Below are 17,004 nucleotides of genomic sequence, written 5' to 3' on the forward strand. Positions count from 1 at the left end.
GAAAAACAGGGTGAAAAAACGACGCTAAACCTCACGATTGCACCTCCCAGGTGGTGCCGGCGGGCGAATCCTTCAAAACAATACCTTTGGCCAGCAGGTCCTTGCGGATACGGTCGGCTTCGGCGAAATCTTTTGCCAGCTTCGCGGCTGCGCGCTGCGCGATCAGCAGCTGAATGCTGGCGTCGTCAACGCCGGCGCCTGCCTGGAGGTAGGCCCCAGGTGCGCCCTGCAGCAGGCCCAGGCAGCCGCCCAGGTTTTTCAACAGCCCTGCGAGTTCGGCAGAGCCTGTCCGGTTGACTTCACCGGCCAGCTCGAACAGCACAGCCACGGCCTCAGGCGTGCCGAAGTCTTCGTCCATGGCCGCCTTGAAGCGCTGCGCAAACGGGTGTGCCCAGTCGGTCGGCAGCGCTGCCGGCTTGACCAGATCGAGCGATGTGTAAAGCCGCTTGAGCGAGTTGCGCGCATCGTCCAGGTGGGCATCGCTGTAGTTCAGGGCGCTGCGGTAGTGGGCGCGAACAATGAAAAACCGCACGGTTTCGGCATCGTATTTGGCCAGTACTTCGCGGATGGTGAAGAAGTTGCCCAGCGATTTGGACATCTTCTCGTTGTCGACGCGCACAAAACCGTTGTGTACCCAGAAGCGGGCCAGCGGCTTGCCATTGGCCGCCTCGCTCTGGGCGATCTCGTTTTCGTGGTGCGGGAACTGCAGGTCCGCGCCGCCGCCGTGAATGTCGAAGGTCTCGCCGAGGGTGCCGCGGCACATGGCCGAGCACTCGATATGCCAGCCGGGACGGCCGGGGCCATAGGCGCTGTCCCACCTGGCGTCGTCGGGTTCGGTGGGTTTGGCGCTTTTCCAGAGCACAAAGTCCAGCGGGTCTTCCTTGCCGTCCAGCACTGCGACGCGCTCGCCAGCGCGCAGCTCGTCGAGCGACTTGCCTGAGAGCTTGCCGTAGCCGGGAAACTTGCGCACTGCGTAATTCATGTCACCGGTGGAGCCCTTGTAGGCCAGGCCTTTTTCCTCCAGCGTGGCGATCATGCCCAGCATCTGCGGCACGTACTCAGTCGCACGAGGCTCCAGCGATGGAGGCTCTATGCCCAGCGCGCCGATATCCTGGTGCATGGCCGCGATCATCTCGTCGGTCAGCTGGCGGATGGTGATGCCGCGCTCGACCGCCCGCTTGATGATCTTGTCGTCGATGTCGGTGATGTTGCGCACATACGTGACCTTCAGGCCGCTTGCCTTGAGCCAGCGTTGCACCACGTCGAACGCCATCATCATGCGCGCATGACCGATGTGGCAGAGGTCGTAAATCGTCATTCCGCACACATACATGCGCACATGGCCGGGATCAAGCGGGGAAAATTCTTCCACGGCACGCGACAGCGTGTTGTAAATGCGAAGGCTCATGAAAATTATGCTGCGGGGGCCTGGTATCGGCCGGAAGCAGCCGATGGTCAGGCAAAGGAAAGAAGCTTTATCTCACGGACGCCGCAGGCGGGCAAGGGCCATTCGGCGTACACGCAAAAACGTGCGATAAAACGGAAAGTACGCAATTCTGGGGGCCATGAACTATACCCCCCTCAGTTACAATCGCCCAGTATATCCAGCCCGTCGGACAACGTTCAGCGGCTCCCGGAGCGCCCTGAAAAGCCTGGCTGTTTATGTTGACTTCCGCCCAACGGCTGCCAAAACAGCACCGGGGGCTTTAAAACAAATCGCGAGAGTGCCATGCCCACGCCAAACTTCCTTACACGCAATCCGCTGTCCGCCGCCCTGCGCATGCTGGCCGTGGCGGTCACCCTGTCGGTGTCCGTTGCCCATGCCGACGACTACGCCGACGTCAGCCGCCTGATGCGTGCCGGCCAGTATGCCGAGGCGCAGGCCAAGGTTGACCAGTACCTCGCCAGCAAGCCGCGCGACCCGCAAATGCGTTTCTTCAAGGGCGTGATCCAGACCGAGACCGGCAAGACCAACGACGCGATCGCGACCTTCACCAAAATCACCGAAGACTACCCCGAGCTGCCTGAGCCCTACAACAACATGGCCGTGCTGTATGCCGGCCAGAGCCAGTTCGACAAGGCCCGGGCAGCGCTTGAAATGGCGATCCGGACCAACCCCAGCTACGCCACGGCGCACGAAAACCTGGGCGACGTCTACGCCAGGCTCGCCAGCCAGGCCTACAGCAAGGCCCTGCAGCTCGACGGCGGCAACGCTGCCGTTCCACCCAAGCTGGCACTGATCCGCACACTGTTCTCCGCCGAATCCAAAAGCCCGACCAAGCCGGCTGCCGGCGCGCCAACATCCGGCCCGGCTACAACGCTCCCTGCGGCTCCCCCGGCGGCTGTCAAGCCAGCGCCCTCAGCCCCGGTGGCCGCAGCGCCTGCCCCTGCCGCGCCGGCAACACCCGTAGCACCGGCTGCCGCCGCAGGCGCCGAAAAAGAAGTCGAAGCAGCCGTGCGCAGCTGGGCCCAGGCCTGGTCCGACAAGGACATGAACGGCTACCTGAGCAGCTACGGCCAGAACTTTGCGCCTCCCGGCAAACAGGCACGCAAGGCCTGGGAAGAAGACCGCCGCGCGCGCATCGTCGGCAAGTCGCGCATCAGCGTCAAGCTCTCCGACCTGGCCATCGCCATACAGGGAGCCAAGGCCACGGCCAGGTTCAAGCAGGACTACAGCGCCGACTCCATCAATATTTCCAGCCGCAAGACGCTGGAGATGGCCAAGGCCGGTGATCGCTGGGTCATCGTCAAGGAATCCACAGGCGGCTGATCGCTGGCGGCCGGCCTGACCCAAGTGCATTGTTCAGCCTGTTCCTGTCCGTCTGTGTTGGCCGGCAAACTTTCGTGGAAGCCCGCATGAAAAAAGCGGCCGCAACGCTTCTCTTCATCGCACCGTGCCTGGTGCTGGCCTTTTCGCCTGCGCGGGCCGAAACCCGCGCGCACACAACCAAGCGGCCCGCGCCGGCAAAAGCTTCCGCCCCGCATGAGGCGCGCGGCGGCGAAGCGGAAGCCCGGCTGATTGAAATCTACAAACTGATCGGCCAGGCGAATTCGCGCGAAGCCCTGCGCAAGGCCGAAGGCCTCGTGAAGGACCACCCCAACTTCCAGCTGGCCCAACTCGTTTACGGCGATCTGCTGGCCGGCTTTACACGCCCTGTGCGCACGCCCGGCGACGTTCCGGATGCCGCTGCCAAGACTGCGGCGGCCCTGCTGACCGAGTTGCGGCAGGAGTCTCTGCTGCGCCTGCGCGCACTGCGAGAACGGCCCGCCCCCGGCCTGGTGCCGTCGCAATTCCTGGTGCTGTCATCGCGTAACAAACACGCCATTGCCGTCGATGCGTCCAGGTCACGCCTTTACCTGTTTGAAAACACCAGCGCGGGCCTCAAGCTCGTGGCGGACTATTACATCTCGGTTGGAAAATCCGGCATTGAAAAATCCGTCGAAGGTGACCTGCGCACTCCGGTCGGCGTCTACTACATCACCAGCAACCTGAACCCCAAATCGCTGCGCGACTTTTACGGCTCGGGCGCACTGCCCATCAATTATCCCAACCAGCTCGACGTCAAGCGCGGCAAGACCGGCGGCGGCATCTGGCTGCACGGCACACCACCGGCGCAGTTTTCCCGGGCGCCGCTGTCCACCGACGGATGCGTCGTGCTGGCCAACCCCGACCTGGAGCGCATCATCCGCACCGTCGAGGTGCGCAGCACGCCCGTCGTGATTGCCCACAGCCTCAAATGGGTGGCGCCGCAATCACTGGCGGCCGACACCCGGTCGTTCGAAACCGCGCTGCAAAGCTGGCACCACGCCAAGTCCAGCGGCGACATGGCCAGACTTACAAGCTGGTACACACCCGATTTCACAAGTTACGGCAAGACGCTGGCCGAATGGACGCCGCTGCTGCAAAGTGAGCTCAAGCAACTCGGCGGGCGCGACATCCTGCTCAAGGACGTTTCTTACCTGCGCTGGACCGACAGCACCGATACGATGGTGGTAACCTTTGGCGAACTGGTCAAGGGCGCCAAAACCGGCCGCACCAAACGCCAGTACTGGGTCCGCCAGGGGACCCAGTGGAAGATTTTTTTCGAAGGAACCATTTGATGGCAGTTCACAGGACGTTTGCCGCGCTCGCGGTGTTTTCTCCCTTGCGCCGCGCCGCATGTGCGGTGGCGGCCGCCGCAAGCCTGGCCCTTCTGGCCGGCCCGGCGCTCGCGCAAAGCGCACCCAAGGTCAAGTTCATCACCAGCGAAGGCGACTTCGTGGTCGAGGTCTATCCCGACAAGGCGCCCAAGACCGTTGAAAATTTCCTGCAGTACGTCAAGGACAAACACTATGACGGCACGATTTTCCACCGCGTGATCCCCAACTTCATGGTGCAGGGCGGCGGCTACGACGCCACCTACGCCGAGAAGAAAACCCGCCCGCCGGTGCCGCATGAAGGCCGCGAGGCGCTCGCCAAGGGTGGGCCCAAAAACGTGGTCGGTACGCTCGCCATGGCGCGCACCAACGACCCCAATTCTGCGTCGTCGCAGTTCTTCATCAACGTGAAGGACAACGACTTCCTGAACCCCACGGTGATTCCCCCCGGAGACCCGGTTCCGAAGTTTGAGTACCAGGGACGCGTCTATGAAAACACCCCGCGCGCCCAGCTCGTCAACGCACCCCAGCTCTTTGGCTACACCGTGTTCGGCAAGGTGGTCAGCGGCATGGACGTCGTGAACAAGATCAAGGCCGTGCCCACCGGCGCCGGCGGCCCCTTCCCGACGGACGTTCCCAAGACGCCCGTCCTCATCAAATCAGCAACCCTCGTCAATTAATTGACACACCCCCACAGGACACCACCATGAGCAACCCCAAAGTCGAACTGCATATTGCCGAATACGGCGTCATCACGCTGGAACTGGACGCCGCCAAGGCACCCAAGACCGTTGCCAACTTCCTGAACTATGTGAACAAGGGCCATTACGCCAACACGGTGTTTCACCGCGTGATCCCGGGCTTCATGGTGCAGGGCGGCGGCTTTGAGCCGGGCATGAAACAAAAGCCAACCGATGGCGAAATCGAGAACGAAGCCAACAACGGCCTGAAGAACGACAACTACACCGTGGCCATGGCGCGTACCAACGCACCGCACTCGGCCAGCTCGCAATTCTTCATCAACGTGGCCGACAACGGCTTCCTGAACCACACCGCGCCGAACGCATCGGGCTGGGGTTACGCCGTGTTCGGCAAGGTGGTTGCCGGCGCCGATGTCGTCGACAAGATCAAGGCCGTCAAGACCGGCCGCAAGGGCTTCCACGACGACGTTCCGATGGAAGACGTGATCATCCAAAAAGCCGTTGCAGTGGCCTGAGTGCCCTTTCGGGCCGCGCTTGCCGAAATCCAACCGGTGAACAAACCCCAGGCCGTGCCCCCCATGGCAGAGCTACCGGCTCCGCCCGTGTGGCGCACGGTCGATTTCATTTCCGACCTGCACTTGCAGGTCTCGGAGCCCGCTACCTTCGCGGCCTGGCAGCACTACCTTGAAACAACGCCGGCCGACGCGGTCTTCATACTGGGCGACCTGTTTGAAGTCTGGGTCGGCGATGACGCCGTGGACGGCGACCTGCTGGACCCTGCCGCCGGCTTTGACGCGCGTTGCGTGCAGGCCATGGGCAATGCCGCCAGCCGGCTGGCCCTGTTTTTCATGCACGGCAACCGTGACTTCCTGGTGGGCCAGGCCCTGATGGACCTGTGCAACGCCACTCTACTGGCAGACCCGACCGTGCTGGTTTTTCCCGCCGGCACCGGGCGGCGCTGGCTGCTGTCGCATGGTGACGCCTTGTGCCTGGACGATGTCGACTACATGAACTTTCGCAGCCAGGTCCGCAGCCCCGAATGGCAACGCACCTTCCTGGCCAGGCCGCTGGCCGAACGCCAGGCGATTGCGCGCGGGCTGCGCGAGCAAAGCGAAGCGCGCAAGAAGTCCGGCGCACAATATGCCGACGTCGACACCCAGGCCGCGCGCCAGTGGCTGCAGGCGGCCAGTTCCCGCACGCTGATTCATGGCCATACGCACAAGCCTGCCGTGCATGACCTGGGCGGCGGCCTGTCGCGCGTGGTACTCAGCGACTGGGACCTGGGCGCCCCGGCGCCGCGCGCGGAAGTGCTGCGCCTGACCGCGGGCGGGCTGCAACGGATTACGCTGTGCTGACCCTTGTTTCATTTCGCTTAACCACAACCTTCATCTCATGCTGAACTGGTTACGAACACTTGGCGGCTCCAAAGCCCCAGCCAAAACCATCCCGGAAACCCTGTGGATGGACACCCTGCTGCAGTTCCCCTTTCTGGCCCGGCGGCCGGTCGCCGAGCTGCAGGAGCTGAACGCACTGACCGACAAATTCCTGAAGCAAAAGGAATTCACCGGCGCACACGGCCTGAAGGTCACCGATGAAATGGCGGTCGCGATTGCCGCACAGGCCTGCCTGCCGGTGTTGCACCTGGGCCTGCGCTGGTACGACGATTTCAAGGGCATCGTGGTTCACCCTGGCGCCATGCTGGCGCGCCGCCAGGTCACCGACCAGGCCGGCGTGGTGCACCACTACAGCGAAGAACTGCTGGGCGAAGCCATGCAGGGTGGCCCCGTCACCCTGAGCTGGCAGGACGTGGCCGGCGCGGGCGAATCGGCCGAGCACGGCCACAACGTGGTAATTCACGAATTCATCCACAAGATCGACATGCGTGACGGCGTCGCAGACGGCTGCCCGCCCTTGCCCACGCGCAGTGCCCATATGTCCTGGCATGCGGTCATGCAGCCGGCTTACGACGGGTTCTGCGAAAAAGTCGCCATGGCTACACGCTTCGGCGCCGAGCCGCCATGGCTGGACAGCTACGGCGCCAGGTCACCGGCCGAATTTTTTGCCGTGGCGTGCGAAGCCTATTTTGTGAACCGCACACGCTTCACACAGGACTTCGCGCCCCTGACCGTGCTGTTCGACAAGTTTTTCATGCCGAAATGAGTCCAAGGCGGCTGTCCGGTCGCCTGGTGCGCCGCGCTGACTTTTTTCGAGACAAATCGCCCCTGAACCCAATATTTACGGGCGCAAGCTGCTATCAAATACATAGCAAACGGCTGACCCGATTTGGCTCTTTTCGGCCGGCTTAACCCCATTTCCCTCGCCCCTTCGTTTCAATGGGCTCCACCACTTTCCGGAGCTCAACTTGAAAACCCCACTTCTTGCCTCTTCCATCCTGCTGGCCATCCTCACCATGGCCGCCCTGCCCGCGCAGGCCGTCGGCCGGCTGGCCGATGTGACCGTGATTGACCGCAACACCGGCGCCACACTGCCGCTGTACCACCACCGCGGCGAGTACTGGGTGGCCGGCCAGTACGGCGCCAAATACGCCATCGCCGTGCGCAACAAGCTCGGTGAACGGGTACTGGCCGTGACCGCCGTCGACGGCGTGAACGTGCTGAGCGGCGAAACCGCAGCCTGGGACCAGACCGGTTATGTGTTTTCACCCTGGCAGCAGTACCAGGTCACCGGCTGGCGCAAAAGCAGCAGCGAAGTCGCCGCATTCGAATTTTCGGCACTTGGCGATTCTTACGCCGGCCGCACCGGCAGGCCCGGCAACGTCGGTGTGATCGGTGTGGCGCTCTTCAGGGAGCAGGCTCCCGAGCCGGTTGCCCAGGCACCCGCCTATTCCAGCCGCAAGGAACGCGAAGCCGATGCGTCGCTGGGCTTTCGAAACGCCCCTTCGCCTTCGTCAGCCTCACCGGCACCTTTGGCGGAATCATCCACCGCCGGAAAATCCGCGCTGGCCGACCGGGCCAGCGGCAGCGCGGAAGCTTCTGCCTCGGCCGAAGACCGGGTTAGAAGGCTGCCATCTACATCCCTGCCTGCCGCCAAGCTCGGCACAGGCCACGGCGCGCGGGAAAACTCTCTCGTATCGCAGACCACCTTCGCGCGCCTGCAAACACAGCCCAACGAGGTCATCCGCATCCGCTACGACAGCCGCGAGAACCTGATCGCCAGCGGCGTGATCCGCGAACCCGTGGCGCGCAACCCCATCCCTGATCCGTTCCCACAGTCAGGAAACCCGTCTTATGTGCCTGACCCTCCACGGTATTGAGCCCCCACGGTCGCTCACTTCGTGTAGCTTCCTGCCCCCCGGGGGGGCCGCCCGCCTGTGGCCCGGCAAAGCCGGTTCCACGGCTCATGCTTGGTTGAAGAGTCTCCTGCGGTCGCTCACTGCCTGTCATGTTCTGCGCAGTGATAATCTGGCGCATGCCCAGCGCCATGACAACAGCCGACGACGAAGACAGCGACGAATCGCTGATGCTGCGTTATGCGGCCGGCGACATGGCGGCTTTTGACGTGCTGTATGCGCGGCATGAACTGGGCGTGTGGCGCTATGTGTTTCGCAGTGTGCGGGTGCAGGCGGTGGCCGACGACCTGCTGCAGGATGTCTGGTTTGCCGTGGCCCGCAGTGCCGCCACCTATACGGTGACGGCGAAGTTCAAAACGTGGCTGTTCACCATGGCGCATAACCGGATGGTCGATTACTTCCGCACGGCAAAGCAGCATGTCAGCATCGATGGACGCGGCGACGATGAAGAAGGCCTGGGCCTTGGCGACACGCTGGCGGCCGACTCGGGCTTTGGCCCGGTGCGGCAGCTGCAGTCGCGCGAGCAGGCAGCCGCGCTGATTGCCGCGGTCGAACGCTTGCCCCGCGAACAGCGCGAAGCCTTCCTGCTGCAAGCCGAAGCCGGCATGAGCGTGGAAGACATCGCCACCGCGACCGGCGTCAGTTTTGAAACCGCCAAGAGCCGCCTGCGCTATGCCCGCAACAGCCTGCGCCAGCAGCTACAGGAGTTTGCATGACAGAGCCTGAACACAGCACGCACAGCGACGAGCTGCTGCAGCGCTACCGGGAGGCCAGCGCAGACGATACACGCCGCCCCGGCGCGCATGTGCGCGACGCCGTGCGCGCCCACGCGCAGATGGTGATCGAAGCCGGCAAGCAGGCCGGTGCGCCGCAAGCTGTCGCCAACACCGATGCAGCGCAGCGCCCGGCAGCCAACCAGTCGCGCTGGAAAATCTCCGCGCTGGCGGGCTTTGCGCTGGCCGGCCTGACCGGGTTACTGGTGCTGCAATTTGACCGCGGCACCGACGAGGAAAAAGAACTGGCGTTTGGCCAGCCCAGCGCCACAACACCTTCATCGTCATCATCGCGAGCTTCACCTCCGGCACCGGCGCCTTCGCCATCGATGGCTGCGGCTCCCGCTCCGGTGGCACGGCAAGTACCCGCCCCCGAGGCCGACGCCAAAAAGCGATCTGCCGACATTGCGAAGCCGGCCTCGAAATCACCGGCTCCTGCGGCGCAGGACAAAGCAGTGGCCTCGCCCCCGGTGGCTGAACCCGTTGCGCGGCAAAGAGAAGCTGAAGCTGAAGCCGCGCCAGCACCGGCTGCCGCAGCCCCTCCAGCCGCGCCGCCTCCCGCACCAGCGCCCGTTGCCGCGCCCGCGCCTGCCGCCGCCATCCAGGAAAATGCGCAGTCCTCTCAAGCGCCACGCATGGCAGGCGCCGCGGCCGGATCGCTCTCGGCGCCACCAGCGCAGGCTGATATGGCCGCAGCGGCGCCGGCTGTACGCCCCGCACCTGCGGCGCCTGCCGCAGCAGCGCCCGCCGCGCCTGCAGCACGCGCCGTAGCGCCTCCACAAAAGCAGGAAAGTGCCCTGCAATACCGCGCACCGCGTGCAGAAGCAGGCGCCGGGCCCAACCGTCTGGCCGGGGCTCTGCAGGACGCTGCCCGTGCAGGACGCCTGGAGCTGCTGGAACGCCTGCTCCGGCAAGGCGCACCCGTCAATGCAGCCGATACGGCAGGCCGCACACCGCTGATCCTGGCCGTCATGCAGGGCCATACCGCCGTGGTTCAACGCCTGCTGGCAGCCGGGGCCAACCCGGCGCTGGTGGATCAGGAAGGACTCAACGCACTGCAGCACGCACGGCGGCTTGGCTTTGACGGGATTGCCCGCCTGATTGAAGCGGCTTCCTGAGCGCCGGAACAGCACTGCGCCGCGGACTTACAAAGCAAATCGGCTTGCAGCCCAATACTATCGGGCGCAAGCAGCTATCAATTCAATAGCAATAACAAATCAAACTGCTGAAGAACGCTGCAGGTTCAACGCCAGCAGCCTTTTGAGGATTTCCTCGTCGGGCATGTCGGCGGAGTAGTCAGACCAGCCGTAAGCGGCAGCCACCGCCAGGTCCAACTCTTTGTGCACCGCATCCAGCCAGGCTGGACGCTGGTTATAGAGCTTGGTCAGCGTGCGTTCAGCCAACTCTTTTTCGAATCCGTCTTTGGGCAAGATGCGGTCGGGATACGGACTGACGCTCATGCCCAGTGGAATCACCTCGGGCACACGCTGCGTCCACTCGGGCGGATTCAGCCAGGCTTCGCGCAGGTCATTCAGACGCTTGGCGGCGCGGGCGATGGCTTCGGCCACTGTACGCGTCGCTATCTTATCCATAGCTGCTGGCGCACGCGCCGTCAGGGCTGGAGGCCTGTTTCCCGCTGGAAGGCCGGAAGGAATCAGCGCGCCGCCTTCGATGGCTTCGGTTTGCTGATGCGCAGTGTCGGCGGGGGTCAGGCCTTCGGGGAAAGGGAAGGTCTCGAAGCAAGTGGTAGGGGTGTAGCGCGGTCGGTCTTCCAGCGAGGTGCCCATGCGCAGCGACCAGAGTTCGTGGAAGCGGCTGTGCAGGATGCCGAATGTGGTGTCGTCGGCGCGGGCGACGACAACTACTTGGATATCCGGCAAGACAGCGACTGGAAGATAAGTCCATACGCGATATTTAGACACGCGAGGTGTGGCGAGGAACTTAGATAGCGGTTTAAGAGCGCGTCGAAGCGCAGGGGATGGCTCACCAAGGCGCCACCAATACTTTTTTCTGCTCTCGCGCCTGCCCGCGAGCCTCATCGCCTTGACGTTTTCAGTCAGGTATTTAAACGGCAGCTCTACTAAAGCAGCTTCAGCTTCGGACATCACTAGACCAAAGTCAATGATCCAAGTATCTGATGATCGATCCGCGATGTCTTTACCGTTACTCCACGGTGTTAATACTGAAGAAATTTTTGATCCAAGCGAAGGTTGCGAAAGCCACTTGCGAGCAGTAAGACCATCCACCGTAAAAGGTCCATTCTGCTGAACACCGAGAAGACAACCCGTCAGATTACTGATCAGTTTTTTGGCCGAAGTATGACTATCCCAATGATCGGTCGCCGTCAAATCAGCACCGATAGATTTGACGTCTACGCCATCGAGCCAAGGTATCTGATCAGCACGTCCAAACGCCACCAGCGATACTCGCACCGCAGCTCCTTCATTAACCCACCCTTCGTCACTCCACGCCTCATAAATACGCGTGGTCTTGACGATCGCACTCAGCACCGCGCGATTCTTGCCCCCGCGAATGCTGTTCGTCGCCACCAGCCCCGCTGCGCCCAAACCATTCGTCTCAATCGCTTTTCGCGCCTTTTCAAACCAGTAACAGACAAGATCCGCACCGCCCGGCACACTGCCTTTGTAAATGGCGCGCAGCGTTTCGGTATAGTCGCTGCCCAATTCGGCGCGCATCTTCTTGTCGCCTAGAAATGGTGGATTGCCAATCACCACACTCGCAGTCGGCCACACGGCTTCAACAGCCCCACTCCGATCGGCTTGATAAGTCAAAATCGCATCACGGCACTCGATGTGATCCAGCGGCTCCAGCACCGGGTTGGTCTTGAACTCATAGCCGTGCAGCAGGCGCCACTGCAGCTCGCCTATCCACACCGTCACCCGCGCCAGCTCAGCGGCGTATTCGTTGAGCTCGATGCCCAGCATGTTGTGCGGGCCGGTCACCAGGTCGGTCTCGCGCTCCAAACCCAGCTCGTGGGCTTCAAGGTGGCTCTTGAGTTCAATATCTTTGAGCGTCTTCAGGCCAAGGAACAAAAAATTGCCACTACCGCAAGCCGGGTCCAGCACACGGTAGTTTTTGAGCTGGTCCAGCCAGCCGACAAATTGCACCAGGGCCGCCTTGTAGTTGGCGTCTCCTTTTCTTTTGCTTTTGCCCAACAACACTCGCATCTTCTGCGCCGTTTGATCCCAAATTTGTAGCAGCGGCCGCTGGAGCACAGGCACCACGATGCGCATGATGGTGGCCGGATCGGTGTAGTGGGCGCCAAGCTGGCTTCGTTTACTGGGGTCCAGACCGCGTTCAAACAACGTGCCGAAGATGGACACGTCGATCGCGCTCCAGTTCAGCGCAGCGGCATTTCGCAGCTCGGTCGTGTCGAGCACTGTAAGCGTCGGCACCTTGATCTTTTTGAACAGACCGCCGTTGAACCACGGAATATCGTCATTGCCGTAGAGGCCGCCGTCGCGCATGACAGTGAACAGGTTGCGCAGGCCGGTGGTGAGCTTGTCACTGGTGAGCTGGCGGTTGTTCACCAGACCTTCAAACATGCGGCCGGGCAGCAGGCCCACGTCTTCGGCAAAAAAGCAGAACAGGCACTGCGTGAGGAAGTGCGCCACTTCATCCGCATGGGCCTGCATCTCCAATGGCTGGTCTTCTTTAGCGGGGCCACGCTTGCGCAGGCCGTCTGCCAGCGTGGCAAAACTTTTGGCGGCGGCTTCGGTGATGTCGCGGCTGGTTTTCTTGGGCCTGAAACTCTCAGGATCCGTCCAGATGCGGCGTAGCAGGGCGCGCTTGTCGGGCTGGTCCAGTTCAGACAGCGGAACATTAAAGGTTTCGGTCGGGTGACCGGTGAATTGGGTGTGAATCCGAATCGTCAAGCGGTCGCACACGACCAGAATCGGCGGGTTGCTCAGCGCCAGGCTGTAGCTGAGCAACTGTTTAAGTGCAGCATCAAGATTTTTACCGGGCGCCTTGTTCTCCCAGGCGAAGGCGCCACTCTTGAAGACATCGGCATAGCCTCGTGCCTCGCCCAGCACCAAGGTCTGCTTCTCGAATACGTAGCCGGCCTCGCTGCCGGGCTTTGGCACGCCGAGCAGTTCACACAGATCAATGAAGTGGCTTTGCGCGCCCTGCTCTTCGTTGAGGTAGAAGGCCGGACCGCCGGGGCCCCATTTTTGGATGAAATTCTGGGGCGTCATATTTGCCAAGCTTAACGTCCAAGACGCTCAGTTAGCAAAATACAGCACCGCCACAAAATGGCAAGTGGTACCGGCCGCGACAAACAGGTGCCACACAAAGTGGCCGTAGCGCAGCCGTGAATCGGTGGCGAAGAAGCCGACACCGAGCGTGTAAAAAAGCCCACCGGCCACCAGCCAGAAAAGCCCCCAGCCTGGAATCAGCTCCAGCATCGGCTTGATGGCGATCACGGCGATCCATCCCATGGCGAGGTAGAGGATGGTGGACAGCCGTGGCCAGCGCACGCCCGCAAAGGCCTTGACCGCCACACCGGCCAGCGCCATGGCCCAGACCAGGCCGAACAGCGTCCAGCCCCAGGGCCCACGCAACACGCCGAGCGTGAACGGCGTGTAGGTGCCGGCAATCAGCAGGTAGATGGCGCCGTGGTCCAGGACCTGGAACACCCGCTTGGCACGCATGGCCCGGATGGCGGGCAAGGCGTGGTACAGCATCGAGGTGAAATACAGCACCACCATGGTGGCGGCAAAAACACAGACCGCCGCCACATCAAGCGCATCGCCGTCGCGCGCACTGGCGATGACGAGGAAAGGCGCCGACACCAGCGCGGCGAGCAGCGCAACACCGTGGCTCACGCTGTTGGCGATTTCCTCGCCCAGCGTCTGCTGCCGGTCTTCCTGGCCCCCACGCTTTTCACTTCGTGTGCCTTCGGCCGTGCGCTGCCCCTCGACCCACGTGAGGGGGCTGGACTTGCTTGGGGCGGCCTTGCGCTGCGTCCGCAATACTGCGTCAGCTACGTCAGGGCCTGCCGAATCGGTCATCGCTTGAGCAATGCCTTCAGCACGTTCTGCACACGCCTGGCGTTGCCGGCATCAAAGTCGGCGGCCAGCACCTGGGCGGTGTCTTCACCCCAGGTTTCAGCCGGCGCGGGGGCATTGCGTTTGGTCAGCAGTTGCAGTTGCAGCATGCGGCGTGCACTGATGTGCTCGGCAGGCGTCGGCAGCTCGGCGGCAATTTCCAGGCGCAGCAACGCTTCGGAGGCATCCTTGCCCGAGGGCGTGCTGACGGCTTGCACCCAGCGGTTGCGCACGGCAGCCGGCACAGCCTTGCCGAGGTCTTGCGCGCTTGGCAGTTGCTCCGGGTCGCGCTTTTCCCAGGCGGTGAGCAGGTTGGTGAGCACCTCACCGTGGGCCTGCATCGCGAGTTTCTTGAGCGCCTGGTTGGCGGCTTCAAAGGCTTCGCGCTGGGCACGGAAGGCAGCGTCGCCCAGGCGTGGGCCGCGCTCTTCGAAGGCGGGGCGTGCACTGCGGTCGCCACGGTCTCCCCGATCATTACCGCGCGGGCCGCGGTCGTCACGGCTTTCCCGGTAAGGCTCGAACTTGTTGTCGGTGCTTTGGCGCGGGCCGCCGGGCTTGCTGCCCGGGCGCGAATCCTTGCGGTCGCCAAACTTTCCGCCGCGCCCGGCCGCTGCAGGCTCGGGTTTCTTCATGCCCGGGCGGTCGTCGCCGCGCCGTGCGATCACGGGCTTGGGTGCGGGTTTCGGTGCGGGTGCGGGCTCAGCGGGTGCACTGGCCGGCTCGCCTGCTTCGGCAAATTCGGTGGCCGCCGCTTCGCTGGCAGCTTCCGTCACAGCGGGTGCATCTGCTACGTTTTCGGTAGCTGCTTGCGCAGGTTCTGCCTGGGCTGCAGCCTCGTTTTCCTTTGCAACAGGGGTGGCGTTGGCCTCAGCCAGTGCAGCTTCAACCGATGGCGTTGCCGGGGCCGCAACAGGTGCTGGCGCCGGTGCGGGCACAGGCACTTGCCCACGCACGATGGCTTCCAGCGCCTTGGCAGCCGCGTGGATTTTCTGCACATCACCGCTGGCGGTGGCGGCTTCAACGGCCTTGGAGGCGTCCAGCACCATGCGGTCGTATTCGCCCAGCGCCGCGGCGGCTTTTTCGCGTTCGGCGGTCTTGCGCTGGAAGGCGTCGTCGATGGGTTTGCGGAAAGCGTCCCACATCTTTTGCTCTTGCTTGCGCTCGATGGGCACGCCTTGCGCTTCATGCTGCCAACGCTGTTGCAGCGACTTGACGGCGTCGATACGCAGCATCGGCTCGGCGCCCAGCACATTGGCTTCTTCAATCATGGCCTTGCGGCGCGCAATGCTGTCATGGCGCGCAGCGGTCAGCGGAGCGTCTGCGGCATCCATCGCGGCTTTCCACTGCGGCTGGATTTCGGCAAACGCCTTTTCACCCAGATGGCCGGCTTCACGCCATTTTTCGACAAAGCCATTGAGGCTGCGAATGTGGTGCTTCCAGTCGGTATTGCCCTTGTTGGCTTCGGCCCAGGCCAGCACTTCATCAATCAGCAGCTTGCGTTCGGCCTTGACGGTTTCGCTTTGTTCTTTCACTTTCTCGAGCCAGGCTTCAACGACCTTGTGCGCTTCATTGCAGGCATCGTCAAAACGTTTCCACAGCGCGTGGTTGGGCGTGCCACCCTGGTCGCTGGTCTTCCATTGTTCGCGCATGGCGCGCAGGGCTTCCTGCTGCTTGCGCCCGCCCAGCGGCTTGGCCACCAGGGCTTCTGCTTTCACGACGAGTTCTTCGCGGATCTGGTCGGCGCGCCAGCGCTGCCAGCCTTCGAGTTCACCGGCGGCTGTCAATGCGGCGTGCGCTGCGGTTTCAAGCTTGCTGTCGATGTTGCGGATGTTCTCTTTCAAAGCCTGGCGCAAATCAGCGGCGACCTTGGGCGTGGCCTTGCCATGGCCTTCACCCACTTCATGCTCAAGCCGCGCCAGTGCTTCCTGCACGATGGCGGACGATTTTTCGCGCATGTCTTTGAGCACGGCCGGATCGATTTTGGCCTTGGGTGCGCGGGCAGCTTGCTCGCTCACTGCAGGCGGCAGGCCGCGCGCGGCGCGCAGCTCGTCGGCCCACACGGGCACGGCGGGCAGAGGCGCGGCCGCATCTTCAGCGGCTTTCTGGGCCTGCGCAAGGGCGCCCTGGAAGGCTTCCCACACGGCGAGCAACTGCGCGCGAGATGCGTCGAGCAGTGGAGGGAACTTGGCGTCCACACTGGCCCAGTTGGCGTCGTGCGTGATGTCATCGGCTTGCGACTGCCAATGCGTGACGTCGCCGCGCAGGGATTCGAGGGCGGTTTCGGCATCACGCCAGGGCTTGAGCGACAGCACTTCGGTGCGCTGGGCCAGCAGCACGGCGGCTTCGCGCTGCACCTGGGTGCGGTGCTGCAGGTCTTCAATCGTCTTGACGCGGTCGGCCAGCTGGACCTTGAGGCCCGCCAAAGGTTCTTTGGACAGCGGTGCACCGGCCTTGGCGGCGTCACGCTGCCAGGCCAGGGCGTCGGCCAGGTTGAGCTTGGGCACAGCCAGCAGCGCCTGGGCTTTTTCAGCCCATTCGGCGGCCACGGCTTCCTGGCCCTTGCTGCGCTTGAGTTCGTCGAGCTTTTCTTTCAGCGGCTTGGCGGCGCCCTTGTCGCGGTTGGCCAGGTCCTTGTAGACCTCGGCCATCTGCTCGGCGCTGGGCTCGGTGGCCAGCCAGGTGCGGATGCGCGCCGTGCGTTCACCGGATGTGGGCGCAGAGAAAGCGCCGCCGGTCAGGCCGTCCAGCGGATGGGCTTCAGCCTGCTTGGTGGTGGGCGTTTTCACGGCGGGGGTTTCAGGTTTGGAAGATTTAAACATGGGAACGCAAGGTCAAAAAATAAGTGCCCCCAGCCGCAAGGCTCCCCGGGGAATGGGGGACTTTGCGGGCGGCAGCGGGTGTTGGATTGGATGGGGGGCGGGCGCCGCAACCCGTGTTGCGCGCCCAGGCCCAAAGGCCCCATAAAAGCTTTATCAATAAAGCACTGACGCTATTTTCGCTGTTTTAAGAGCCTG

General features: G+C 63.1%; 13 protein-coding genes. 9 read left to right on the plus strand and 4 right to left on the minus strand.

What is annotated here, in order from left to right; all coding sequences use genetic code 11:
• Positions 1 to 31 precede the first annotated feature (31 nt).
• Positions 32 to 1,408, minus strand: a complete 1,377-nt coding sequence (cysS, locus tag AC1D11_RS08865; RefSeq protein WP_477647682.1) for a cysteine--tRNA ligase — start codon at positions 1,406 to 1,408, stop codon at positions 32 to 34.
• Positions 1,409 to 1,729: 321 nt separating this feature from the next.
• On the opposite strand from cysS, the gene AC1D11_RS08870 reads away from it, so the two are divergent.
• The 9 genes from AC1D11_RS08870 (at position 1,730) to AC1D11_RS08910 (ending at position 10,039) form a co-directional block, all read left to right on the plus strand.
• Positions 1,730 to 2,770 (plus strand): L,D-transpeptidase Cds6 family protein, encoded by a 1,041-nt coding sequence (locus AC1D11_RS08870; RefSeq protein ID WP_477647683.1) that lies wholly within the window; start codon positions 1,730 to 1,732, stop codon positions 2,768 to 2,770.
• Between the two features lie 86 nt (positions 2,771 to 2,856).
• On the plus strand, positions 2,857 to 4,101 hold the full coding sequence (locus AC1D11_RS08875) for a L,D-transpeptidase family protein (protein WP_477647684.1): 1,245 nt from the start codon (positions 2,857 to 2,859) through the stop codon (positions 4,099 to 4,101).
• Positions 4,101 to 4,817 carry a peptidylprolyl isomerase gene (locus AC1D11_RS08880; protein WP_477647685.1) on the plus strand — a complete coding sequence of 239 codons (717 nt, stop codon included), beginning with the start codon at positions 4,101 to 4,103 and terminating at the stop codon, positions 4,815 to 4,817. The genes AC1D11_RS08875 and AC1D11_RS08880 overlap by 1 nt, the downstream gene beginning before the upstream one ends.
• A 26-nt stretch (positions 4,818 to 4,843) precedes the next feature.
• The gene (locus AC1D11_RS08885; RefSeq protein ID WP_477647686.1) at positions 4,844 to 5,353 is read left to right on the plus strand and encodes a peptidylprolyl isomerase; all 510 of its coding nucleotides are present in this window, start codon (positions 4,844 to 4,846) and stop codon (positions 5,351 to 5,353) included.
• 63 nt (positions 5,354 to 5,416) lie between these two features.
• Entirely contained in the window at positions 5,417 to 6,193 is a 777-nt protein-coding gene (locus AC1D11_RS08890; RefSeq protein ID WP_477647731.1) for a UDP-2,3-diacylglucosamine diphosphatase, read from the plus strand.
• 37 nt (positions 6,194 to 6,230) lie between these two features.
• A complete protein-coding gene (locus AC1D11_RS08895) occupies positions 6,231 to 6,998 on the plus strand; it encodes a M90 family metallopeptidase (protein WP_477647687.1) in 768 nt (255 codons plus the stop codon).
• Positions 6,999 to 7,200: 202 nt separating this feature from the next.
• The gene (locus AC1D11_RS08900) at positions 7,201 to 8,112 is read left to right on the plus strand and encodes a hypothetical protein (RefSeq protein WP_477647688.1); all 912 of its coding nucleotides are present in this window, start codon (positions 7,201 to 7,203) and stop codon (positions 8,110 to 8,112) included.
• Between the two features lie 155 nt (positions 8,113 to 8,267).
• Positions 8,268 to 8,864: a sigma-70 family RNA polymerase sigma factor gene (locus AC1D11_RS08905; RefSeq protein WP_477647689.1), complete on the plus strand. Its 597-nt coding sequence runs from the start codon at positions 8,268 to 8,270 to the stop codon at positions 8,862 to 8,864.
• The gene (locus AC1D11_RS08910) at positions 8,861 to 10,039 is read left to right on the plus strand and encodes an ankyrin repeat domain-containing protein (protein ID WP_477647690.1); all 1,179 of its coding nucleotides are present in this window, start codon (positions 8,861 to 8,863) and stop codon (positions 10,037 to 10,039) included. The genes AC1D11_RS08905 and AC1D11_RS08910 overlap by 4 nt, the downstream gene beginning before the upstream one ends.
• A gap of 99 nt (positions 10,040 to 10,138) precedes the next feature.
• On the opposite strand, the gene AC1D11_RS08915 is transcribed toward AC1D11_RS08910, so the two are convergent.
• Genes AC1D11_RS08915 through AC1D11_RS08925 form a run of 3 tightly spaced genes read right to left on the minus strand, consistent with a single transcriptional unit; the run spans position 10,139 to position 16,809 of the window.
• Positions 10,139 to 13,138: a class I SAM-dependent DNA methyltransferase gene (locus tag AC1D11_RS08915; RefSeq protein WP_477647691.1), complete on the minus strand. Its 3,000-nt coding sequence runs from the start codon at positions 13,136 to 13,138 to the stop codon at positions 10,139 to 10,141.
• Between the two features lie 27 nt (positions 13,139 to 13,165).
• Positions 13,166 to 13,954: a PAQR family membrane homeostasis protein TrhA gene (gene trhA / locus AC1D11_RS08920; RefSeq protein WP_477647692.1), complete on the minus strand. Its 789-nt coding sequence runs from the start codon at positions 13,952 to 13,954 to the stop codon at positions 13,166 to 13,168.
• A complete protein-coding gene (locus AC1D11_RS08925; RefSeq protein ID WP_477647693.1) occupies positions 13,951 to 16,809 on the minus strand; it encodes a DUF349 domain-containing protein in 2,859 nt (952 codons plus the stop codon). The genes trhA and AC1D11_RS08925 overlap by 4 nt, the downstream gene beginning before the upstream one ends.
• Between the last annotated feature and the right edge of the window lie 195 nt (positions 16,810 to 17,004).

This window comes from Polaromonas sp. P1_E11, from assembly GCF_056405995.1.

Coding starts and splice junctions, on each gene's coding strand:
- cysS (WP_477647682.1), bottom strand. CDS start 1,408: ATGAGCCTTCGCATTTACAACACGCTGTCGCGTGCCGTGGAAGAATTT.
- AC1D11_RS08870 (WP_477647683.1), top strand. CDS start 1,730: ATGCCCACGCCAAACTTCCTTACACGCAATCCGCTGTCCGCCGCCCTG.
- AC1D11_RS08875 (WP_477647684.1), top strand. CDS start 2,857: ATGAAAAAAGCGGCCGCAACGCTTCTCTTCATCGCACCGTGCCTGGTG.
- AC1D11_RS08880 (WP_477647685.1), top strand. CDS start 4,101: ATGGCAGTTCACAGGACGTTTGCCGCGCTCGCGGTGTTTTCTCCCTTG.
- AC1D11_RS08885 (WP_477647686.1), top strand. CDS start 4,844: ATGAGCAACCCCAAAGTCGAACTGCATATTGCCGAATACGGCGTCATC.
- AC1D11_RS08890 (WP_477647731.1), top strand. CDS start 5,417: ATGGCAGAGCTACCGGCTCCGCCCGTGTGGCGCACGGTCGATTTCATT.
- AC1D11_RS08895 (WP_477647687.1), top strand. CDS start 6,231: ATGCTGAACTGGTTACGAACACTTGGCGGCTCCAAAGCCCCAGCCAAA.
- AC1D11_RS08905 (WP_477647689.1), top strand. CDS start 8,268: ATGCCCAGCGCCATGACAACAGCCGACGACGAAGACAGCGACGAATCG.
- AC1D11_RS08910 (WP_477647690.1), top strand. CDS start 8,861: ATGACAGAGCCTGAACACAGCACGCACAGCGACGAGCTGCTGCAGCGC.
- AC1D11_RS08915 (WP_477647691.1), bottom strand. CDS start 13,138: ATGACGCCCCAGAATTTCATCCAAAAATGGGGCCCCGGCGGTCCGGCC.
- trhA (WP_477647692.1), bottom strand. CDS start 13,954: ATGACCGATTCGGCAGGCCCTGACGTAGCTGACGCAGTATTGCGGACG.
- AC1D11_RS08925 (WP_477647693.1), bottom strand. CDS start 16,809: ATGTTTAAATCTTCCAAACCTGAAACCCCCGCCGTGAAAACGCCCACC.